Source organism: Aquabacter sp. DMC10, from assembly GCF_056314145.1.
The window spans coordinates 495591-517866 of sequence record NZ_JBQUYX010000001.1 but is presented as its reverse complement, the minus strand read 5'-3'; the positions used below and the strand labels follow the sequence as shown (position 1 = coordinate 517866).

Annotated in this window: 18 protein-coding genes and 2 riboswitches; of the genes, 15 read left to right on the top strand and 3 right to left on the bottom strand. The window is 69.6% G+C overall.

Going from position 1 to position 22276, the window contains the following annotated elements; genetic code table 11:
* Positions 1-1365: 1365 nt before the first annotated feature.
* The 12 genes from ileS (at position 1366) to gcvPB (ending at position 15291) form a co-directional block, all read left to right on the top strand.
* A complete protein-coding gene (gene ileS, locus ACT54L_RS02385) occupies positions 1366-4386 on the top strand; it encodes an isoleucine--tRNA ligase (protein ID WP_476083935.1) in 3021 nt (1006 codons plus the stop codon).
* A 2-nt stretch (positions 4387-4388) separates the two neighbouring features.
* The gene (lspA, locus tag ACT54L_RS02380) at positions 4389-4889 is read left to right on the top strand and encodes a signal peptidase II (protein ID WP_476083934.1); all 501 of its coding nucleotides are present in this window, start codon (positions 4389-4391) and stop codon (positions 4887-4889) included.
* Between the two features lie 143 nt (positions 4890-5032).
* Positions 5033-5695 (top strand): hypothetical protein, encoded by a 663-nt coding sequence (locus ACT54L_RS02375; protein WP_476083933.1) that lies wholly within the window; start codon positions 5033-5035, stop codon positions 5693-5695.
* Positions 5696-5854: 159 nt separating this feature from the next.
* Complete coding sequence (locus ACT54L_RS02370; RefSeq protein WP_476084401.1) at positions 5855-7225, top strand: M16 family metallopeptidase; 1371 nt, start codon at positions 5855-5857, stop codon at positions 7223-7225.
* A 131-nt stretch (positions 7226-7356) separates the two neighbouring features.
* On the top strand, positions 7357-8652 hold the full coding sequence (locus ACT54L_RS02365; protein ID WP_476083932.1) for a M16 family metallopeptidase: 1296 nt from the start codon (positions 7357-7359) through the stop codon (positions 8650-8652).
* Positions 8653-8798: 146 nt separating this feature from the next.
* Positions 8799-9752 carry a hypothetical protein gene (locus ACT54L_RS02360; protein ID WP_476083931.1) on the top strand — a complete coding sequence of 318 codons (954 nt, stop codon included), beginning with the start codon at positions 8799-8801 and terminating at the stop codon, positions 9750-9752.
* 142 nt (positions 9753-9894) lie between these two features.
* A riboswitch (glycine riboswitch) is annotated at positions 9895-10003 on the top strand.
* A gap of 2 nt (positions 10004-10005) precedes the next feature.
* Positions 10006-10108: riboswitch (glycine riboswitch) on the top strand.
* 57 nt (positions 10109-10165) lie between these two features.
* A complete protein-coding gene (gene gcvT / locus ACT54L_RS02355) occupies positions 10166-11323 on the top strand; it encodes a glycine cleavage system aminomethyltransferase GcvT (protein ID WP_476083930.1) in 1158 nt (385 codons plus the stop codon).
* A gap of 3 nt (positions 11324-11326) precedes the next feature.
* The gene (gene gcvH / locus ACT54L_RS02350; protein WP_476083929.1) at positions 11327-11704 is read left to right on the top strand and encodes a glycine cleavage system protein GcvH; all 378 of its coding nucleotides are present in this window, start codon (positions 11327-11329) and stop codon (positions 11702-11704) included.
* A 36-nt stretch (positions 11705-11740) separates the two neighbouring features.
* Complete coding sequence (locus ACT54L_RS02345) at positions 11741-12214, top strand: OsmC family protein (protein ID WP_476083928.1); 474 nt, start codon at positions 11741-11743, stop codon at positions 12212-12214.
* 22 nt (positions 12215-12236) lie between these two features.
* On the top strand, positions 12237-13580 hold the full coding sequence (gene gcvPA, locus ACT54L_RS02340) for an aminomethyl-transferring glycine dehydrogenase subunit GcvPA (protein ID WP_476083927.1): 1344 nt from the start codon (positions 12237-12239) through the stop codon (positions 13578-13580).
* The gene (locus ACT54L_RS02335) at positions 13577-13714 is read left to right on the top strand and encodes a hypothetical protein (RefSeq protein ID WP_476083926.1); all 138 of its coding nucleotides are present in this window, start codon (positions 13577-13579) and stop codon (positions 13712-13714) included. Before gcvPA ends, ACT54L_RS02335 begins: the two co-directional genes overlap by 4 nt.
* Positions 13711-15291: an aminomethyl-transferring glycine dehydrogenase subunit GcvPB gene (gene gcvPB, locus ACT54L_RS02330; RefSeq protein ID WP_476083925.1), complete on the top strand. Its 1581-nt coding sequence runs from the start codon at positions 13711-13713 to the stop codon at positions 15289-15291. Before ACT54L_RS02335 ends, gcvPB begins: the two co-directional genes overlap by 4 nt.
* Positions 15292-15356: 65 nt before the next feature.
* Here gcvPB and ACT54L_RS02325 read toward each other — a convergent pair whose 3' ends face one another.
* Positions 15357-15767 carry a DoxX family protein gene (locus ACT54L_RS02325; protein WP_476083924.1) on the bottom strand — a complete coding sequence of 137 codons (411 nt, stop codon included), beginning with the start codon at positions 15765-15767 and terminating at the stop codon, positions 15357-15359.
* A 107-nt stretch (positions 15768-15874) separates the two neighbouring features.
* Between ACT54L_RS02325 and ACT54L_RS02320 the strand changes: the two genes are divergently transcribed.
* Positions 15875-16765 (top strand): LysR family transcriptional regulator, encoded by an 891-nt coding sequence (locus tag ACT54L_RS02320; protein ID WP_476083923.1) that lies wholly within the window; start codon positions 15875-15877, stop codon positions 16763-16765.
* A gap of 143 nt (positions 16766-16908) precedes the next feature.
* Here the strand turns inward: ACT54L_RS02320 and ACT54L_RS02315 are convergent, their stop codons facing one another.
* Both ACT54L_RS02315 and ACT54L_RS02310 read right to left on the bottom strand, forming a co-directional pair.
* Positions 16909-18132 carry an extensin-like domain-containing protein gene (locus tag ACT54L_RS02315; RefSeq protein ID WP_476083922.1) on the bottom strand — a complete coding sequence of 408 codons (1224 nt, stop codon included), beginning with the start codon at positions 18130-18132 and terminating at the stop codon, positions 16909-16911.
* A 99-nt stretch (positions 18133-18231) separates the two neighbouring features.
* Positions 18232-19485, bottom strand: a complete 1254-nt coding sequence (locus ACT54L_RS02310; RefSeq protein WP_476083921.1) for a D-amino acid dehydrogenase — start codon at positions 19483-19485, stop codon at positions 18232-18234.
* A 274-nt stretch (positions 19486-19759) separates the two neighbouring features.
* Here ACT54L_RS02310 and murJ point away from each other — a divergent pair, with 274 nt between their 5' ends.
* Together murJ and ACT54L_RS02300 are read left to right on the top strand one after the other, a co-directional pair.
* A complete protein-coding gene (gene murJ, locus ACT54L_RS02305) occupies positions 19760-21319 on the top strand; it encodes a murein biosynthesis integral membrane protein MurJ (RefSeq protein WP_476083920.1) in 1560 nt (519 codons plus the stop codon).
* Positions 21320-21411: 92 nt separating this feature from the next.
* Positions 21412-22275, top strand: coding sequence for an alpha/beta fold hydrolase (locus ACT54L_RS02300; RefSeq protein ID WP_476083919.1), 864 nt, complete (start codon positions 21412-21414; stop codon positions 22273-22275).
* Position 22276 lies beyond the last annotated feature (1 nt).

Genomic DNA, 22276 nt, shown 5'->3' with positions numbered 1-22276 from the left:
CCCACCGGGCAGTTCCTTGGCCGGTCTGCGCTGAATGCTACATTTCAAACAGCGGTAGTGATCGCAGGGGGGCACCGGCCTCCTTCGCCGCGCGAGGGCCCAGGGCCGGCCCCTCTCCTTCGCCCCCTGCGCATTTCGCCCCTGTCTCGCCCCCTCCCTATCCCTCCCCCGCTTTGCGGGAGAGGGGACTTTGGCGCGCCTGGATGGTGCGGTGGCTCTGCTCTGCCCCGGCGTCGGCATCTCGGCCTCTCGCCAGCGGGACAGGCCCCCTCTCCCGCAAAGCGGGGGAGGGTGGGGGAGGGGGCAAGGACACAACGCCAACACCCTGCGCGCCCCTATGACGCGCCCAGCACCAACATCCCCGCCGATGGCAGGGGTGGAGGGATGCGGGAGCGGCCGGCGCGCGGCTGGCGCGCCGTAGAAGTGTGGGATGAGGTGGAGCCTCGCTCCGTCCGCCCCCGCGCGGGGATTTGTGGCCTCGGCCCCGCGCCGCGTGGGCCACAGGTTCTCCCATCAGCACCGGCCGAACCATTGCCGGATCGGTGCGCCTGGGCCTTCAGCCTCCTCTGCTAACGGTTCGGGGGGCGTTAAGCCCCGTCCCGTCGGACACCCGCCCCTAACATCACCCGTCAGGCCGCTCCGGACGCGCCCCTCCTTGGTGCCAGGTGAGGACACCATAGCAGAGGTTCACGGAAATAGGAATATATTATAGGATATTTTTCTCAATCCGGGTAATTTGGAGCTCTGGCCCTGCCCCCTCCCTAACCCTCCCCCGCTTCGCGGGAGAGGGGACTTCCGTGCGCCCGGTCGGGGCGGTGGTTCTGCCGTCACGGGCGTCTACCATCCAGACCTCTCCCCGGGCGAGACAGGCTCCCTCTCCCGCAAAGCGGGGGAGGGTGGGGGAGGGGGCGCGGGGGCGAGGCGCCCGGTGGGGCAGGTCTTAGCGAAGAGGGGTCAGCGGCCCCGTGCAATGGGAGAATGGGGCGATGCGGCAGCGGCGACAGGAAGGCTCAAGGAAGGCTCACCTGCGCCCGCGCCGTCTCCCCGCCCCCAACGCGCCCCGTTCCTCTTGACGCGCGCATGGACGCGACGTTTGGACGCCGCGTTTGGACGCCACGTTCACGGCAGGCTTTCCCGGCGGGGCGGGGCCTGATAGAAGCCGGCCATGCGTTTTTCGTCCCTGCGCGCGATCCCGCGCCCGCTCATCGCCGCGCGAATTACCGGCCCGGTCGCCCCTGGGCGCGCCTGACGCGCGCGCGGGCCGGCCGGGATCAAGGCGCATGCCGGGATCGGGTTGCCCCGCGTGACCCCCGGCCCGACGCTCCAACGCCCATCGCGCAGCACGGACCCCTATCGAGCCTGACCATGACCGACAAGACCGCCGACAAGACCGCAGACGCCAGCGCCCCCGATTATTCCGCCACGCTCTTCCTGCCGCAGACCGAATTCCCCATGCGGGGCGGGCTGCCCAAGAAGGAGCCGGAGCTGCTGGAGCGCTGGGAGCGGCTCGGCCTCTATCGCCGCCTGCGCGAGGAAGGCCATGGTCGCCCGCGCTTCGTGCTGCATGACGGCCCGCCTTATGCCAATGGCAACATCCATATCGGCCACGCGCTCAACAAGATCCTGAAGGACGTGGTGACGCGCTCGCAGCAGATGCTGGGCCACGATTCCAACTATGTGCCCGGCTGGGACTGCCACGGCCTGCCCATCGAGTGGAAGATCGAGGAAGAAAATTACCGCAAGAAGGGCAAGGCCAAGCCGGACCTGACCGACAGCGCGGCCATGATCGCCTTCCGCCAGGAATGCCGCGCCTATGCGGAGCACTGGCTGAACGAGCAGCGCACCGAATTCAAGCGCCTGGGCGTGGAGGGCGACTGGACCCACCCCTACACCACCATGTCGTATCTCGGCGAAGCGCAGATCGCCCGCGAGATCATCAAGTTCGCCGAGAACGGCCTGCTCTATCGCGGCTCCAAGCCCGTCATGTGGTCGGTGGTGGAGAAGACCGCCTTGGCCGAGGCGGAGGTGGAGTATCACGACCACACGTCGGATACGGTGTGGGTGAAGTTTCCAGTGAAGGGCGGTGGGCCGCTCGCCGGCACCTCGGTCGCCATCTGGACCACCACGCCCTGGACCATCCCCGGCAACCGCGCGGTCTGCTATTCCCCCAAGATCGCCTATGGCCTCTATGAGGTCACCGACGCCCCGGCCGAGAATTGGACCCGCACGGGCGATCAGATCGTGCTGGCCGACAAGCTGGCGGATGAGGTCTTCAAGGCCGCCCGCGTCACCGCCTTCCGGCGCGTGTGCGACGTGAGCGCCGAGGAACTCTCCGTCACGCTGCTCAACCATCCGCTGGCAAGCCTGAACCTTGGCGGCTACGACTTCACCGTGCCCATGGTCGACGGCTTCCACGTCACCGACGAGGCCGGCACCGGCTTCGTGCACACCGCCCCCGGCCATGGCCGCGAGGACTTCGAGGTGTGGGTGGCCCATCGCCGCTGGCTGGAGGAGCGCGGCATCAATCCCGCCATTCCCTATACGGTGGACGAGGACAGCCTCTACACCGCCCAGGCCCCCGGCTTCGCGGGCAAGCGCGTCATCACCGAGAAGGGCGAGAAGGGCGACGCCAACGAGGCGGTCATCAAGGCCATGGTGGAAGCCGGCACGCTGCTGGCGCGCGGCCGGGTGAAGCACCAATATCCCCATTCCTGGCGCTCCAAGAAGCCGGTCATCTTCCGCAATACGCCCCAATGGTTCATCGCCATGGACCAGGACATCCGCGATGAGCACGGCCGCCCCGCGCCGCGCCCCGCCACCTTGCCGGGCAATGTGCCGGACACCCTGCGCGAGCGGGCGCTGGCGGGCATCAAGACCGTGCAATGGGTGCCGGAGGTGGGCGAGAACCGCATCACCGGCATGATCGCCAACCGGCCGGACTGGGTGGTCTCCCGCCAGCGCGCCTGGGGCGTGCCCATTGCCGTCTTCGTGAAGGACAAGGGCGACGGGGCGGTGGAGATCCTGAAAGACGCCGCCGTCAATGCCCGCATCGTCGCCGCCTTCGAGGAAGAAGGCGCGGACGCCTGGTACAAGGAAGGCGCCCGCGCGCGCTTCCTGGCCGAGCGCGCCGCCGAGGGCTGGGTGAAGGTGGACGACATCCTGGACGTGTGGTTCGATTCCGGATCGACCCACGCCTTCACCTTGGAAAAGCGCGCCGACCTGAAGGCCAACCGCGCCCCCAACGGCCCCGACCGGGTGATGTATCTGGAAGGCTCGGACCAGCATCGCGGCTGGTTCCATTCCTCGCTCCTGGAAAGCTGCGGCACCCGCGGCCGCCCGCCCTATGACGCCGTGCTCACCCACGGCTTCGTGCTGGACGAGGACGGGCGCAAAATGTCCAAGTCGCTGGGCAACGTGGTCTCCCCCCAGGAGGTCATCAAGGCGTCCGGCGCCGACATATTGCGCCTGTGGGTCTGCGCCTCCGACTATTCGGATGACCTGCGCATCGGCCCGGAAATCCTGAAGACCACCGCCGACACCTATCGCAAGCTGCGCAACACCATCCGCTGGCTCTTGGGCTCGCTGCACCATTACCGGGCGGCGGAGAAGGTGGCGTTCGCCGACATGCCGGCGCTGGAGCGCCTCGTCCTCCATCGTCTGCAGGAGTTGGACGGCCAGGTGCGCGCTGCCTATGTGGCCTTCGACTATAAGAAGGTGCACGCGCTGGTCACCAACTTCATGACCACCGAGCTGTCCGCCTTCTATTTCGACGTGCGCAAGGACGCGCTTTATTGCGATCCCATCTCCTCGCTGACGCGCCGGGCCTGCCTGACCGTACTGGAGGAGACCTTCAACCGCGTGGTGACCTGGCTCGCGCCCATCCTGCCCTTCACCTGCGAGGAGGCCTATATCGCCCGCACGGGTGACCAGGAGGGCTCGGTGCACCTGCTGACCTTCCCCGCCACCCCGGCGGAATGGCGCAACGAGGCCCTGGCCGAGACTTGGCGCAAGATCCGCTCGGTGCGCCGGGTGGTGCTGGGCGCGCTGGAGGTGGAGCGCGCCGCCAAGCGCATGGGCTCCTCGCTGGAAGCCGCGCCCCGCATCCATGTGAGCAATCCCGAGCTTGCCGCCGCCCTCGCCGGCGTCGACATGGCGGAGGTGTGCATCACCTCCGGCGCCGTGGTGCTGCTGGACGAAGGCCCGGCGGAGGCCTTCCGCCTGGAGGACGTGCCGGGCGTTGCGGTGGAGCCGGTGCCGGCGGTGGGCACCAAATGCGCCCGCTCCTGGAAGGTGTCCACCGAGGTGGGCGCCGACCCCGACTATCCCGATGTCACCCCCCGGGACGCGCAGGCGCTGCGCGAACTGGCGGCGGCGAAGGCAGCCTGACCATGTCGGCGCTGCGGCTCGGCCTTCTCACGGCGCTCGCCTCCCTGGTCCTCGACCAGGCGAGCAAGGTGGCCGTGCTCCACTGGTCGGAGACCTGGACCGAGCGGCTGGTGACGGTGACGCCGTTCCTGGACTTCGTCGCCATCTGGAACACCGGCATCAGCTACGGCCTCTTCCCCCAGGGAGAGGCCGGGCGCTGGGTGCTGGTGGCCATCAATGCGGCGGCGGCGGTGCTGTTCGGGGTGTGGCTGGCCCGCACCCGGCGCGGCTTTGAGGCCTTCGCGCTGGGCCTGCTCATCGGCGGGGCCATCGGCAATGCGGTGGACCGGCTGGTCTATGGGGCGGTGTTCGACTTCATCTCGCTCCACGCCTTCGGCCTGCGCTGGTACGTGTTCAACATCGCCGATGTGGCGGTCGTTGTGGGCGTGGCCCTGCTTCTTTATGATGCCCTCTTTGCGCGTGCCTCAAAAACGCCGCCCTCAGGGGCCAGCCCTAGGGAGTGACCCTGGGGCCTTCACGGGCACCGCGGGTGGAAGAAAGCCTAGAGGACATGTCCATGCGACCGAGCACGAGACCTTCCGAGAAGACGCGCGATCGCGCCAGGAACGGGTTTCGGGCGTCCGTTTCTCGGACGGCCCCCTCTCGCGTGTCCCCGTTTGGCGCCGGCGTGAAGGCCTCCCTCCTGCCGGCGGTGGCGCTGGCGGCGGGTCTGGCCCTGCCCGGCACCGCGGCGCGGGCGGATGATGGAGACTTCTTCCAGAACATCCTGGCCGTGGTCGGCATCACGGAGGGCGATAAGCCCGAGATCCAGTATCGCGAGCGTCCCCCGCTGGTGGTGCCGCCCGGCCAGTCCGCCAATACGCTGCCCGCGCCCAAGCCGAGCGCCGCGACCACCAATCCCAATTGGCCGAAGGATTACGATCTCCAGCGCGCCCAGGCCGCCAAGGCCGACGACAAGACCCCGCTGCGGCGCGATGATCCCGGCAACCCGATCCTGCCGTCCCAGCTCAACAATCCCAAGTTCAAGCCCCAGGCCTCCAATCGCGTCACCGAGCCGAACACCGGCCGGGCGCGTGACGAGCTGATGCCGAGCGAACTGGGCTTCAAGGGCTGGAACCTCGGCGCCTTCACCGGCGAGCAGGACAAGCCGCTGGTGTTCAATGGCGAGCCCACCCGCGAGGCGCTGACCCAGCCCCCGCCCGGCTATCAGACCCCGGCGCCCAACGCGCCCTATGGCACGGTGGAGAAGAAGGAGGAGCCGTTCAAGCTGCCGAGCTTCTTCGACCTCCAGAATACCGGTTCCAAGTAAGGCTGCGGCGGCACGCGGGTCCGTTTGTGACCCGCGCGGCGGCCTCTGCCGCCCCCGCTTCCGGCTGAAAGCGTAGCACCGACGCGTCCGGGCGGCCGTTCCGGCCCGCCCGCTGAACCGCCCGGAAAGATTTTCATCGTGACATTGAGACGCATCGCCATGGCCGTTCTGATCGCCGCGGGCACCGCCGCCGCCACCGCCCAGACCTCTCTGGCCGGCGGGCCGGAGGTGAGCCAGTTCGAGTTGAAAAACGGCCTGAAGGTGATGGTCATTCCCGATCACCGCACGCCGGTGGTCACCCACATGGTCTGGTACCAGGTGGGCTCGGCGGACGAGCAGCCCGGCAAGTCCGGCATCGCCCATTTCCTTGAGCATCTCATGTTCAAGGGCACCGAGAAGAACGCCCCCGGCGTGTTCTCGGCCGAGGTGGCGCGGCTCGGCGGGCAGGAGAATGCCTTCACCTCCCAGGACTACACCGCCTATTACCAGCGGGTGGCCAAGGAGCACCTGGAGAAGGTGATGGCCTTCGAGGCCGACCGCATGACCGGCCTCAAGCTCTCCGACGAGGTGGTGCTGCCCGAGCGCGACGTGGTGCTGGAAGAGCGCCGCATGCGCACCGACAATGATCCCGGCGCGCGCCTTGCCGAGGCGCTGCAGGCGGCCACCTATGTGAACCATCCCTACCAGCATCCCATCATCGGCTGGGAGCACGAGATCAAGGCGCTCAACCGCACCGACGCGCTCGCCTTCTATCGGCGCTTCTATGCGCCCAACAATGCGGTGCTGGTGGTGGCGGGCGATGTGGAGCCCAAGGACGTGCTGGCGCTCGCCGAAAAGACCTATGGCAAGGTCGCCCGGGCCGACACGCCGCCGCGCAACCGGCCGCAGGAGCCCGAGCCGCAGGCCCATCGCCGGGTCTCCCTGGCCGACCCACGCGTCGCCCAGCCGAGCCTTCAGCGCACCTATCTCGTGCCGTCCTACCGTACCGCCAAGCCCGGCGAGGCGGAGGCCCTGGACGTGGCCGCGCAGATCCTCGGCGGCGGCCAGACCGGCCGGCTGTATCGCACCCTGGTGGTGGACAAGGGCCTCGCGGCCGGTGCCGGCGCCTGGTATCAGAGCACGGCCTATGACGCGACCCGCTTCGGCGTGTCCGCCTCGCCCCGCCCGGGCGTGACCCTTGAAACCCTGGAGCAGGCGGTGGACGCGGCGGTGGCCAAGCTCGCCACCGAGGGGCCGGACGAGCTGGAACTGGCCCGCGCCAAGACCCGCATGACGGCGGACGCCATCTATGCCCGCGACAACCAGGCGACGCTCGCCCGCATCTATGGGGCGGCCTGGGCCACCGGCATCTCGGTGGACGACGTGAACCAGTGGCCGGACCGCATCAAGGCGGTGACCGCGGACGACGTGAAGGCGGCCATGCAGCGCTACCTGACCCTCGACCGCGCGGTGACCGGCTATCTCACCCAGCCGCCGGCCCCGGCCAAGGACGGGGCGGCGCCCACTCCGCCCAAGGAGAATCGTTCGTGAGGCGCGCCCGCGCCTCTGCGGTGTCTTCCGCGCCTTTCCCTTCCGCCGCGCGCCGCGCCGGCTTCCCGGCCGGCCTGTCGGCGGGAAACTATGCCCTTGCGGGTCTTGCCGGTCTCTTCTTATTGGTAGCCATGACCCTTTCCCTCGTCACCACCGCCCAAGCCCAGTCCAAGACCACCCGCATTGCCAAGGTGGTGAGCCCCGGCGGCATTGAGGCCTGGCTGGTGCGCGACACCACCTTGCCCCTCATCGCCATGGAATTTGCGTTCCTCGGCGGCGCCGCGCAGGACCCGGCCGATCGTCCCGGCGTCGCCAGCCTCGCCGCCTCGCTGCTGGACGAGGGCGCCGGCGAGATGGATGCGGAGGCGTTCCATCGCGCTCTGGCGGACAAGGCCATCGAGCTGCATTTCGACGCCAATCGCGACGAGGTGCGCGGCTCGGTGCGCACCTTGTCGGAGAACCGCGACGCGGCCTTTGACCTGCTGCGCCTGTCGGTGACGCAGCCGCGCTTCGACGACGAGGCGGTGGAGCGCATCCGCGCCGCACAGCTCGCCGGCCTGCGCCGCCGCTCCACCGATCCCAATGCATTGGCCAGCGAGCGCTGGTTCTCCATCGCCTTCCCGAACCATCCCTATGGCCGGCCGGTGGACGGCACGCTGGTGAGCGTGCCCACCATCACCAGGGCCGATCTCCAGGGCTTTGCCAAGCGCACGCTCGCCCGCTCCAACCTGCGCATCGCCGTGGTCGGCGACATCACGCCCGAGGAACTCGGCCAGGAACTGGACAAGGTGTTCGGCGCCCTGCCGGACAAGGCGGACCTGACCCCGGTGGCGGATGTGGCCCCCAAGGGCATCGGCACGGTGGACGTGATCCCCCTGGCGGTGCCCCAGTCGGTGGTGCTGATGGGCACCGTGGGCCTGGAGCGCAAGGACCCGGATTTCATCCCGGCCTATGTGCTCAACCACATCCTCGGCGGCAGCGCCTTTTCCTCCCGCCTCTTCAAGGAGGTGCGCGAGGCCCGCGGGCTTGCCTATTCCGTCTATTCCTATCAGGTGGCCCTCGACCATGCGGGCCTGTGGTTCGCCGGCACCGCCACCAAGAACGAGCGGGCGGGCGAATCCATCCGCATCATCGGCGAGGAGTTCGCCACTATCCTGGACAAGGGGCCCACCGCCGAGGAGCTGAAGGAAGCCAAGAGCTATCTCACCGGCTCCTATGCGCTGCGCTTCGACACCTCGTCCAAGGTCGCCGGCCAACTGCTCCAGATCCAGATCGACCAGCTGGGCATCGACTATATCGACAAGCGCAACGCGCTCATCGAGGCGGTGACGCTGGAGGACCTCGCCCGTGTGGCGCGCCGCCTCACCGACGCCCGCAAGGCCCTCACCGTGGTGGTGGGGCGCCCTGAAGGCCTGTCGGGCGGCTGAGGCGGGCGGGCGGCAAAGCCCCCGCCGGTAACCATGCTTTGCGATAGTTGGCGCCCGCTCGGTTCGGAAGCGGGGCGGGCCTCGCACGCCGGCTTAACATTCTGTTATAGATTTGCGCGAAAAAGCAGGAGGATGGGAGCAGCCTGATGCCTATGCCCTTCAATGCGACCTGGCCGGTGCGCTTGCTTGTGCCTGCCGCACTGTCCCTGGCCTTGGCGGGTTGCGCCGGCGGCGGGAACTCCCAGGGGACGTTCGGCGCCCCCGCCGTGGATGTGGAGCCGGGTGTCGGCACCCGCATCTCCGACCAGGCGGTGGCCGGCGTCGGCGGACCGTCCGCCGCCCCGCCCAACCTGACCGTGGGCACCGGCGCCAATGCCGTGGACTATTCCTGCCCGGTGCTGGACGTGCGCACCGGCGCCGGCATCTGGCAAGTGCCGGGCAATGGCGGCCTGAAATACCAGGCCACCATCGCCACCCTCGCCCGCGAATGCGCCATCAACGGCACCACCATGACCATGAAGGTGGGCATCGAGGGCCGCGTCGTGCTCGGAGAGAAGGGCACGCCGGGCGGCCTGTCGGTGCCGATCCGCATCGCGGTGGTGCAGGAGGGGCCGAACCCCAAGACCATCACCTCCAAATTCTTCACGGTGCCGCTGAACATTCCGGCGGGCGAGAACCAGTTGCTGTTCTCGGTGGTGGAGGACCAGCTGTCCTTCCCGCTCAGCAATCCCGCCGACGTGGAAAAATACGTGGTCTATGTGGGCTTCGACCCCAAGGGCGGCACGGAGACGAGCCGTCCGCGCACCACCACGTCCAAGCCGCGCCCGGCAACGCCCGCTGCCACGGCGCCCGCCGCCGCCGCGCCTGCCGCCACGGCTCCGGCGGCCGCGTCCTCCAGCACGTCCGGTTCGTCGCGGTCGACCACCTCTTCGGGCTCGTCGAGCAGCTCCAGCTCGTCCGGCACCTCCAGCGGTGGCGGATTTGCCCCGCCGCCCAGCAGCAGCGGTTCCAGCAGCACGGGCGGCTTCTCCAACAGCAGCAGCGGCGGCGCCACCTTCGGCCCGCCTCCCGGCACTTTCGCCCCCGCGCCCAGCCAGTGAGGCGGGCGGCTCGGGCCTGAAACGGGCGGGTTCGGGGCGTTTGAGCGCCCCGGCCCGCCCTTTGCTTTTGTGCGCCGCGTTGACGCGGCGCCGCGATCCTCTATGCTCGCGACCGCTGGCGGAGGATTCTGCCGGCAATCGGACGATCCCTGCGGGAGAGACCGGCCGTTTCCGCATCGGGCGGATCCAGCGCCGGCGCCGAAGGCGCAACCGCCCCGGAACCGCTCAGGCAAAAGGGCCGCAGGGGGACGAGCCTCTGGAAAGCAGACGGGGGTCACACCTGCGTCTCACCGAAGGAGTAATCCGTGCCCGTTCCACCGGGCGCGGTGAAATCTCTCAGGTTCCGGTGACAGAGGGGGCGCCGCGCGGGCCGAAAGGCCCGTTTGTTTTGGCGCGACCCTCAGGATCTCGGAATGGCGCAGGCTCACGACGACGCCCCCCTTCTCCACACCCCCCTTCACGCGGCCCATGCCGCCCTCGGCGCCCGCCTCGTGCCGTTTGCCGGCTATGAGATGCCGGTGCAATATCCGCAGGGCATACTGGCGGAACACGCCTGGACGCGCGCGGAAGCCGGCCTGTTCGATGTCTCCCACATGGGCCAGGCGCTCCTGGTGGGGCCGGACCACGCCACCACCGCGCGGGCGCTGGAAGCTCTGTGCCCGGCGGACTTCCTCAATCTGAAGCTCGGCCAGCAGCGCTATTCCCAGCTTCTCGGGGAGGATGGCGGCATCCTGGATGACCTCATGGTCACCCGCCCGCTCGATCCGCAGATGGACGGCAAGCTGATCCTGGTGGTGAACGCCGCCACCAAGGATGCCGACTATGCCCTTATCCGCGCCCACCTGCCGGAGGGCGTTGCCCTTCACGTGCAGGAGGACCGCGCGCTCCTGGCGCTGCAGGGTCCCAAGGCCGCGCAGGTGCTGGCGCGCCTCAGCCCCGAGGCGGCGGCCCTCACCTTCATGAGCGCCAGCCCCACCACGGTGGCCGGCGCCTATGCCCACATCTCCCGCTCCGGCTATACCGGCGAGGACGGCTATGAAATCTCCATCCCCGCCGCCGAGGCGGTGAAGGTGTGGGAGGCGCTGCTCGCCGAGCCGGAGGTCAAGCCCATCGGCCTCGGTGCCCGCGATTCCCTGCGCCTGGAAGCCGGCCTCTGCCTTTACGGCCATGACATCGACCCCACCACCTCGCCGGTGGAAGGCGGTCTCGTCTGGTCCATGCAGAAGCGGCGGCGGGAGGAGGGCGGCTTTCCCGGCGCGGCGCGCATCCAGCGCGAGTTGAAGGAGGGACCTGCGCGGGTGCGCGTGGGCCTCAAGCTGGAGGGCCGCGCCCCCGCCCGCGAGGGCGCCGAGATCGCCAAGGACGGCGCTGTGGTCGGCAAGATCACCTCCGGCGGCTTTGCCCCCACGCTCAATGCGCCCATCGCCATGGGCTATGTGCCGCCCGCGCTCGCCGCGCCCGGCACCGCCCTTGAAATCCTGGTGCGCGGCAAGGCCTTGCCCGCCACCGTCGTCACACTGCCGTTCGTGCCGAACCGCTATGCCCGCCCAACCGCTCCCCGGGGGAACTGACCGATGACCGAGACCCGCTACACCAAGGATCACGAATATGTCCGCCTGGAAGGCGACGTGGTCGTGGTCGGCATCACCGACTACGCCCAGAACGCGCTGGGCGACGTGGTCTATGTGGAACTGCCCGAGATCGGCAAGACCGTGGAGCAGGGCAAGGAAGCCGCCGTGGTCGAGAGCGTGAAGGCGGCCAGCGAAGTCTATGCGCCGCTCTCCGGCGAGGTGGTGGAAGTCAATTCCGAGCTGGAGGCCGCCCCCGCCACCGTCAATGAGGATGCGGAAGGCAAAGGCTGGTTCCTGAAGCTGAAGCTCACCAATCCCGCCGAGTTCGACGGCCTTATGACCGAGGCGGACTACAAGGCCTTCCTCGAAACCATCGCCTGACGGTCGGTATCGCCGCCCATACCTGAGGGGACACCCATGGCCCACGCCTATCACGCCACCATCTCCTGGAGCCGGGGCGAGGCTGTCTTTTCCGACGGCCGCTATAGCCGGGGCCATGTGTGGGCCTTTGACGGCCTCTCCTTCCCCGGCTCCTCCTCGCCCTTGGTGGTGCGTCCCCCGCTCTCGCGGGAGGACGCCATCGACCCGGAGGAGGCGCTGGTGGGGGCGCTCGCCAGCTGCCACATGCTGTTCTTCCTGGATTTCGCCCGCAGGGCCGGCTTCGTGGTGGACAGCTATGCCGACGCCGCAGTGGGCGAGATGGGCCCGAACGCCGCCGGCAAGCTCTATGTGGCGCGCATCACGCTGAACCCCGATGCCCGCTTCTCCGGCGAGAAGCTCCCCTCGGCCGAGGACATCGCCGCCCTTCATCACCGCGCCCATGAGGAATGCTATGTGGGGCATTCCCTGCGCGCGGACATCGTCATTTCCCCCGTGTTGCCGCCCGCCTGAGGCGGGTGCCAGGAAGCCTGACATGAGATACTTGCCCCTGACGCCAGAGGATCGCGCCGACATGCTGGCGCGCATCGGCGTCTCCGCCGTGGACGAATTGTTCGCCGACATCCCCGCCGACAAGCGCCAGACGGCGCTCCCCGATCTGCCGCTGCGCCGCGGCGAGATGGAGGTGGAGCGCGCGCTCTCGCGCCTCGCCGCCCGCAACGTGCCGGCCGGTTCGGTGCCCTTCTTCGTGGGCGCGGGCGCCTATCGCCACCATGTGCCGGCGACGGTCGACCATCTGATTCAGCGTTCGGAGTTCCTGACCTCCTACACGCCCTACCAGCCCGAGATCGCGCAGGGCACGCTGCAATATCTGTTCGAGTTCCAGACCCAGGTGGCGGAACTGACCGGCATGGAGGTGGCCAACGCCTCCATGTATGACGGCTCCACCGCCGCCGCCGAGGCGGTGCTGATGGCTCATCGGCTCACCAAGCGGGGCAAGGCGGTGCTGGCGGGGAACCTGCACCCCCATTATCGCGAGACCATCGCCACGGTGAGCCGCTATGCGGACCTGCCGCTGGAGAGCCTGGCCCCGGTTCCGGCGGGGGGCGAGGACATCCTCTCGGCCATCGACCAAACCGTCTCCTGCGTGGTCGTTCAGAGCCCCGACGTGTTCGGCAATCTGGTGGATCTGAAACCCATCGCCGAGAAGGCCCATGCGGCCGGCGCGCTCCTGGTGGCTGTTTTCACCGAGGCGGTGTCGCTGGGCCTTGTGGAGCCTCCGGGCGCCCAGGGCGCGGACATTGTGGTGGGCGAGGGCCAGTCCATCGGCAATGCCCTGAATTTCGGCGGGCCCTATGTGGGCCTGTTCGCCACCCGCGCCAAGTTCGTGCGCCAGATGCCCGGGCGCCTCGCCGGCGAGACGGTGGATGCGGAAGGCCGGCGCGGCTTTGTGCTGACGCTTTCCACCCGCGAGCAGCACATCCGCCGCGAGAAGGCCACCTCCAACATTTGCACCAATTCCGGCCTGTGCGCGCTGGCCTTCACCATCCATCTCTCGCTCTTGGGCGAAGCCGGCCTGACGCGGCTCGCCCGCATCAACCATGCGGCCGCCTGCGATCTGGCCGACAAGCTCGCCGCCCTCGACAAGGTGGCGGTGGTGAACGCCTCCTTCTTCAACGAATTCACCATCCGCGTCGCCGGCAATGCGGCCGAAGTGGTGGAGAAGCTGGCCGCGAAGGGCATTCTCGGCGGCGTGCCCTATTCCCGCCTCGCGCCCAAGGCGGGGCTTGATGACCTGATCCTGGTGGCCGCCACCGAGGTGACCACGGACGAGGATCGCGCCGCCTATGCGGCCGCGCTGAACGAGGTGCTGGCATGACCGCCGCCATCTCCATTCGCGCGACGCGCTCCCTCTCCCGCGTGTCCCCCTCCCTCACCCTCCCCCGCTTCGCGGGAGAGGGGATTGCGGCGCCCATGGCGGCTGCCGCCCGACTGTTCGAGGTGCGCTCATGAATCGCGAAGGACGCGGCGCCACCACGCCCGCACAGATCACCCAAGCCGCGAGCCCCGCCGCCGGCCCCGACACCTTCACCGGCAACCGGGCCCTTGAGCTGGAAGAGGGCCTGCTGTTCGAGGTCGGCCGCGCGGAGGTCACCGGCGTCGATCTCGACGAGCCCGCGCCCTTCACGCCCCGCCTCGGCGGGCTGGAGCGCACCGCCCCCCTCGGCTTGCCCGGCCTCTCCGAGCCGGAGGCCATGCGCCATTATGTGCGCCTGTCGCGCATGAATTACGGCATCGACAGCGGCCTGTTCCCGCTGGGATCGTGCACCATGAAGCACAATCCGCGCCTGAACGAGCGCATGGCGCGTCTTCCCGGCTTTGCCGATGTGCACCCGCTCCAGCCCCAGTCCACAGTGCAGGGGGCGCTGGGCGTCATCTCGGAACTCAGCCGCTGGCTGCTGACGCTCACCGGCATGAGCGGCCTGGCCTTCACCCCCAAGGCGGGGGCGCACGGTGAGTTGTGCGGCATGATGGCCATCAAGGCCGCCCACGAGGCGTCCGGCCAGAAGCGCCACATCGTGCTGGTGCCCGAGAGTGCCCACGGCACCAATCCGGCCACCGCCGCCCTGATCGGCTATGAGGTGAAGTCCATCCCCGCCCGCCCGGACGGCACGGTGGACCCGGAAAGCGTGAAGGCGGCGCTCACCCCGCAGGTGGCGGCGCTCATGCTGACCAATCCCAACACCTGCGGCCTGTTCGAGGCCGACGTGGTGGAGATCGCCGCCGCCGTCCACGCAGCGGGCGCCTATTTCTATGCGGATGGGGCGAACTTCAACGCCATCCTCGGCAAGGTGCGGATCGGCGATCTCGGCGTCGACGCCATGCACATCAACCTGCACAAGACCTTCTCCACGCCCCATGGCGGCGGCGGGCCGGGGGCGGGGCCGGTGGTGCTGTCCAAGGCCCTTGCCCCCTTCGCGCCGGTGCCGGCGCTGGTGGCGGACGGCAATGGCCTGCGCCTCGTGGAAGCGGAAGGCGATGCGGGCGCCGAGCAGGCGCTCGGCCGCATGAGCGCGTTCCACGGCCAGATGGGCATGTTTGTCCGCGCCTTGGCCTGGATGTTCTCCCACGGAGCCGACGGCATGCGGCAGGCTTCCGAGGATGCGGTGCTCTCCGCCAATTACATCCGCGCCAGCCTGAAGGACGTGATGAGCGTGCCCTTCGGCGAGCGGCCGGCCATGCATGAGGCGCTGTTCGACGATGCCTGGCTCGCCGGCACGGGGCTGTCCACGCTGGACGTGGCCAAGGCCCTGATCGACGAGGGCTACCACCCCATGACGGTGTATTTCCCGCTGGTGGTGCACGGCGCCATGCTGATCGAGCCCACCGAGAGCGAGTCCAAGGCCACCCTGGACCTATTCATCGGTGCCCTGCGCGATCTCGCCTTCGCCGCCAAGGCGGGGGACAAGGAGCGCTTCCTCGGCGCGCCCCATTACGCCCCGCGCCGCCGCCTGGACGAAACCCGCGCCGCCCGCTCCCCGGTGCTGCGCTGGACAAAGCCGGCGGCGCTGCCGCAAGCGGCGGAATAAGGTTCCATACCCAAAAGGGGGCGGCCATCGGCATAGGCCGGCGGCCGCCCCCTTTTGTTTTGCGCTCAGGCCGCAATGAGACGCGCGCGGCCCCAGAAGACAAAGGCGGCCAGCGCCAGCAGCACCAGGTTCAAGGGGAGGACCATGAACTCCCCGACACCCAGGTGATAGATCATGGCGCACATCTGCAGCACCGTGAGCCCGAGGCCCGCATAGACGGTGAGGCGCGGCAGGATGCCCGTGAGCACCGGCAAGATGAGGCCGAGGGCGCCCGCCAGTTCCGCGAGCCCGATGAAGCGCACCATGAAGGCGGGGAAGACGCTGACCCAGCTCATGCTGGCGGCCAGGGCCGCGATGGGCTGGGAGAACTTCATCAGACCGACGCCGCCATAGAAGAGCGCGAGCAGGATCTGGACGGTCCACAGGCCGATGAGAAGGACATTGCGACGGCGGGGGGCGGCAGCGGCGGCGGTCATGGAGGATCTCCGGGAAGGCGGCGCACCAGCCGGAGCGCCATATCGCTACGCTAGCGTCTCCGAGAAAATCCACTATCCAGGATAAAAGGGAAGGACTATGCAGATGATTGCATAATCCTCCCGAGGCGCGGATGCTGGACGGCATCGAGGTGTTCGTGGAAGTGGTGAGCGCCGGCAGTTTCTCTGGCGCCGCCCGCCGCCTGGGCATGCCCACCACGACGGTCAGCGCCAGGATTGCGCGGCTGGAGGCCCGCCTTGGCATCACGCTGATCCAGCGCACCACCCGCCGCCTCCATGTCACCCCCGCCGGGCAGGCCTATTATGAGCGCTGCGCCCGCGCGCTCGCCGAAGTGGCGGAGGGCGAGCGGGAGCTCACCGAGACGGTGCAGGAGGTCGCCGGCGTGCTCCGCCTCACCGCGCCCTCCGACCTCGCCGCCACCGCGCTGGTTCCCGTCGTCGCCGCTTATCTGGCGGCCCATCCGCGGGCGCGGGTGCAGCTCATCGTCACCAATGCCAAGCTGGACCTGCTGGCTGAGGGCATCGACCTGGCCATCCGCGCCAGCCGGGGCCTGCCGGATTCGTCCCTGGTGGTGCGGCGCTGGATGATGGGTCGCCTCAAGATTTGGGCTTCTCCCGCCTATGTGGCCCGGCGTGGCGTGCCGGGGACGCCGGCCGAGGTGGCGCAGCATGATTGGGTCGGACTGTCCGTGCTGCCGGAGCGGCTGGAGCTGTGGGGGCCGGACGGCGTTCCGGTCGAGATCGCGCCATCGGCGCGGCTCGCCTGCGATGACATGAACACGGTGCGCGCCTGCGTGGCGAAGGGCCTTGGCATCGGCCTTCTGCCCGACTTCGTCACCGGCGAGGCCTTGGTGCAGGTGCTGCCCGCCTATGCCACCCCGCCGGCGCCCGTCTTCCTCGTCTATCCCGCTCAGCGCTTCGTGCCGAGACCGGTGCGGGCCTTCATCGATCTCGTCACGGGAGGAGGGGACGCGGCCTGAGCCCGCCGCCCCCATGGTCTCCCTGGCCCCTAGCCCCTAGCCCTTGGCCCCTAGCCCTTGGCCCTTGGCCCTTGGCCCCCTAGCCCCGCCCTCGTGGCGCGAAGGGTCTTGCCCGGACCTCGGTCAGGGCCGAGCCGGACGGCTCAGTCAGCCCCCGCCTCGGCCGGAGGCAGGGGGATGGGGGAGGCCTGGGGGAGGGGCACGGAATAATAGCGGCGCTGCGGCACCGAGCCGGTTTCCTCCGGTCCGCTCTGGGCTGGCGCATAGGACAGGGGCGTGTTGGACGTGGGCGCATAGGACATGGGGCCGGGCGGCCGGAGCGTGGAAGGCTGCGGCACCGCTCCGGGCGGCATGAGCACGCGCTGGAAGGGATCGTTGCTCGGCGGCGGTGCCGCCTTCACATAAGGCGGCGGATAACCGGCCTGGGCCGGCGGCTCGGCCTGGGGCGCCGCGCCCTGCACCATGCCTTGAGGATGGGGCGAGATGTCCATGGGCGCCCCCGCGCCCCGGGCGCCATAGTCCGGCGCGGCGGGGGGCAGGCTCGACATGGGTACCCCATAGCCGGCGCCCGGCGCCTTCTGCGGCATGGGCTCGGGCGCGGCGGCGGGCGGCGGGTTGCCATAGGGGAAGGAGGGCGGGGCGATGATCGGATTGCCCTGCGGCGCCTTCAAGGGCATCTGCTGGCGCGCCATGACGGGGGGCGGCATGGGGGTGGGCTTGGGCTTGCAGATGGTGCCGTTCTTGGCGTGGCGCATCAGGTCCACATGCAGATGGTCGTAGTGGAAGATGTTGGAGCCCGGAGCCAACGTGGTGGTGAACACGTCGCACGCCCCCGCCTGCACCTGCAGCAGGAAGCCGCGCGCCTCATTGGGGCCGCGCCAATTGTTCTTCACCGTGATCTCGCGCCCGTCCGCGAAGCGGAAGCCGCCAATGTCCAGGGCATTGCCGAAGGCGTGCTCGGAAATCTTGGCGGTGGGGTCGCCATTCATGCCGCGGCAGGAATAGGAGGACATCTGGGTGATGCCCACCACCGGCGCGCCCATCCAGGCCATGGCGGCCGGCTGCACCACTTCCTCAAGCCAGAGGTTGACGTTGCGCACCATGGGGCAGGCCAGCACCGCGCGGGGCTTCACCTCCACCTGGCCGTCCTCGAAAGCGCTGATGCGGAAGGGATGCTCCATGCCGCAGACGCCGGGGCCGTTGATGGCGGAGGCCGGCTCCACATAGGCCGAGACGGTGACGCCCTTCTGGGCGATGCACTGCTCTTCCGCCTCGGCGCGCCAGGGCTCCCGTCGGTCGAACAGTCCGAACCGACAGCCCGACAGGAGCCCCACGCAGACGAGCGGGGCTACGAGATACCTGAACACTCCGCGCGTCATGCTCGGGAGCATGGGGCGGGGAGATTGAAATGGCGTTAATGCCGCAGGGGGGCGGACGGGAAAATCAGGCCGCCAACCCTTGCGGCGTCAGCGGTAGCGGGAAAGGGTGAGGCCCTCCATGTCGATCTCCGGCTTCCGCCCGGTGATGAGATCGGCCATCACCCGCCCGGTGCCCGCCGCCATGGTCCAGCCCAGCGTGCCGTGGCCGGTGGACAGGTGCAGATTGGCATAGCGGGTCGGTCCCAGCACCGGCGTGCCGTCCGGCGTCATGGGGCGAAGGCCAGTCCAGAAGGTGCCGGTCTCCACCTTGCCGCCATCGGGGAAGAGATCGCGCACCACATGTTCCAGCGTGCCCCGGCGGCTCGGGCGCAAGGTGAGGTCGAAGCCGGCCAGTTCCGCCGTGCCGCCCGCCCGGATGCGATCACCGAGGCGGGTCACCGCCACCTTGAAGGTCTCGTCCATGACGGTGGATTCCGGCGCCCCGGCCGCATCGGTGATGGGCACGGTGAGCGAATACCCCTTCACCGGATAGACCGGCACGGACAGCCCGATGGTCTTCAAAAGCGCCGTGGAATAGGAGCCGAGCGCCGCCACATAGACATCCCCCGTCGCCAGCCCCCGGTCGGTGCGAACGCCGGTGATCTTGTCTCCCGCCGTCTCGATGCCGGCAATGGTCCGCCCATAGGAGAAGACGGCGCCCCGTTCTGCGGCCAGCGCCGCCAGGGCGGTGGTGAATTTGAAGCAGTCGCCGGTCTCGTCGCCGGGCAGGCGCAGGCCGCCGGCATATTTGCCCGCCACCCGCGCCAGCGCCGGTTCCACGGCGACGCAGCCGGCGGGGTCGAGGATCTCATAGGGCACGCCGAAGCGGTCGAGCACGGCGGTGTCGGAGCCCACATGGTCCAGCTGGGCCTGGGTGCGGAACAGTTGCAGCGTGCCCTGCATGCGGGCGTCATATTGCACGCCGGTCCGCTGGCGCAGGGCGATCAGGCAGTCGCGGCTATATTCGGCAAGGCGCACCATGCGCCCCTTGTTGCGGGCGTAGCGGCTTTCCGTGCAATTGGCGAGCAAGTGCAGGCCCCAGCGGATCATGTCCAGGTCGAGGCGCGGGCGCACCACCAGAGGCGGGTGGGACATGAGCAGCCATTTGATGGCCTTCTGGGGCAGGCCCGGCCCCGCCCAGGGGGCGGAATAGCCGGGCGAAACCTCGCCCGCATTGGCAAAGGAAGTCTCCAGCCCCGCCCCCGCCTGCCGCTCGATCACCTCCACCTCATGGCCTTCTTCGGCCAGGTAATAAGCGAGCGTGGTGCCGATGACGCCGGCGCCGAGAATGACGATGCGCATGACGGGCCTCCCCGAAAGCCGGCGGCGCGGCGCGATCATCGCCCGCGCCACCGCACCGCTTCAGACTAGGCGCGTTTCGGGCTCCGGGGAAAGGGGTGATGGTGCGCCGCACAATGGTGGCCGGCGTGACGTGCGTGCCCGCGCGCCGCCGGGCCCCCTTGGGCGGGGCGATCCCGCATCCTCCTGATCCCCGCCTTGCTCCTGGGGCCGACACGGCCTATCGACGCGGCGCGGGCGGCTTCGCCTGACGGGTCATCCCCGGAGATGGCCAAGGATGTATCGCTTTTCGCCCATGTCGCTCCTCGCCCGCACCTCCACCGTCTCCGCCGCCACCCTGGGCTCGCGGGTCCTGGGCTTTGCGCGGGATGCCGGCACGGCGGCGGTGCTGGGCGCCGGGCCGCTGGCGGACGCGCTCATGGCCGCGCTGTCCGTGCCGTTGCTGGCGCGGCGGCTGCTGGCGGAAGGGGCATTCAATGCCGCGCTTATCCCCGCTTTGTCCCGTGCCGAAGGCGCGGAGACCGGCGGCGGGCGGCGGCTGGCGCGGGCGTCCCTGCTCCTCCTCACGGGCCTGCTGGCGGGCCTTGCGGTGGCGGGCGCGGTGTTCATGCCCTGGCTCATCCAGGTGCTGGCGCCCGGCTTCAGCCTGGGGGGCGAGCGGGCGGATCTGGCCATCGCCTGCGGGCGGATCGCCCTTCTCTATCTGCCGCTGGCCGGGGCGGCGGCGGTCTATGGGGCGGTGGCCAATGGCGCGCACCGCATCCTCCTGCCGGCGCTCGCGCCCCTGACCGCCAATGCGGTGGTGCTGGTGGCCATCGTGGGGCTGCTTGCCGCAGGTCTTGTGGCGACCTCCCAGGCGGCCCTGGTCATGGCCGGCTTCACGGTTCTGGCCGGCATCGCCCAGCTCGTGCTGATGATCCGCGCCGCGCGAGGGGCCCCGGCGGCGCCCGGTGGCAGGGTGGCCCGTCCTCAGTGGCGGGCCAGTCTTGGCGTGCTGCGGGCCTCCGCGCCCGCGCTGCTGTTCGCCGGCCTGTCGCAGGTGCGCCTGCTGCTGGCGGCGGCGGTGGTGTCCTCGGTGCCGGGCTCGGTGGCGGCGCTCAATTATGCCCAGCGCCTGGTGGACCTGCCGCTGGGCCTGGTGGGTGCGAGCGCCGGGGCGGTGCTGGTGCCGCTGCTCGCCTCCGGCGCCGCCAAGGATGACAAGGCCCAGCATGCCACCGGCGCGGCGCTCGCCGCCTTCGCCCTGGCCTTTCCGGCCGGCCTCGGCCTGCTGATGCTGGCCGAGCCCATCGTCACCGTGCTCTACCAGCGGGCGAGCTTCACGGCGGACGATACGCTGCTGACCGCCGGCCTGCTGCAGATGCTGGCGCTTTCGCTGCCCGCCCAGGGCCTGGAGCGGGTGCTGTGCGCCACCGCCATGAGCCATGGCCTGGAAAAGCCCGTGGAGCGCATCGGCCTCGCCTCCCTGGTGCTGGCGCTGGGGCTGGCCGTGCCGGCCTTCCACTTGTTCGGGCCCGAGGGGGCGGCAGGGGCGGTGGCCGCCTCCGCTTTCGCCTCGGCGCTGGCCATGCTCGCCCTTCTGGTGCGGCGGGGGCATCTGGCGCTGACCGGGGCAATCCTTCGGCAGGGCGCGACGCTGCTGCTTGCGGGCGGCGCCATGGCCGGCCTGGTGGCGGCGGGCGCGGCGGCTTGGCCGGCGCCGGCGGCGGGCACGCTGGCCGGGCTGCTGCGGCTCGGCGGCCTCGTCCTGCTGGGCATGGCGGCCTATGGCGGCGTCTGGCTTCTGGGCCGGGTGGTGCTTTCCAAGGCTAAGGATCACGCGGTTTCCAGACAATGACACCGAAGGCTTTGCAGGGCGGGCGGCGGGCTTTATCGATGGGCAGGGGCAGGCCGCGCGGCCGTTCCCCCTCTCGCACCAAGGATGGCGCCATGACCACGTGCAGCTATTTCGCCTATGCCAGCGACGATGCCCACGCTCTGTTCGGCCGCCGCTGGGGCGAGGAGAGCAAGGAGACCCCGCTCGTCTGCCTGCCCGGTCTGACGCGCTCCTCCACCGATTTCGAGGCCCTCGCCGAGGCGCTGGCCGAGCGGGGCCGGCAAGTGGTGGCGCTGGATTTTCGCGGCCGGGGCGGGTCGGCCTATGCGCCCTTCACCACCTATAATGTGGCCCAGGAGGCCCGCGACACGGTGAAGGGCCTCGCCAGCCTCGGCATCACCAACGCCCATTTCCTCGGCACGTCGCGGGGCGGCCTTGTCATGATGGTGCTGGCGCTCACCGCGCCGGACCTGCTGGGGGGCTGCATCTTCAACGATATCGGCCCGGTGGTGGAAACCGCCGGCATCGCCCGCATCACCGGCTATGTGGGCGCTCCGCCGCCCCCCGCCTGGCCGGACCTGATCGCCCGGCTGAAGGCCGAGCAGGGCGCGCTCTTTCCCCGCCTCACCGCCGAGGAATGGGAGCGCTATGCCCGGCAGATCTATGCCGACCATGACGGCGTGCCCAAGCTCGCCTATGACCCGGCCATTGCCGAGGCCTTCAAGGAATTCGACCCCACCAAGCCGCTGCCCGCCTTCTGGGAGGGCTTCGACGCCCTGGCCGACAAACCGCTCCTGGTCATTCACGGCGCCCTGTCCGATGTGCTGTCCTCCGCCACGGTGGAGGCCATGGCCGACCGGCACCGGGGAACGGAGGTCTACACCGTGGACGGCCAGGGCCATGCTCCGCTGTTGTGGGATGCGCGCAGCCACAAGGTGATTGCCAATTTCCTTGCGCGGATCGAAGAGGCGGTCTGAC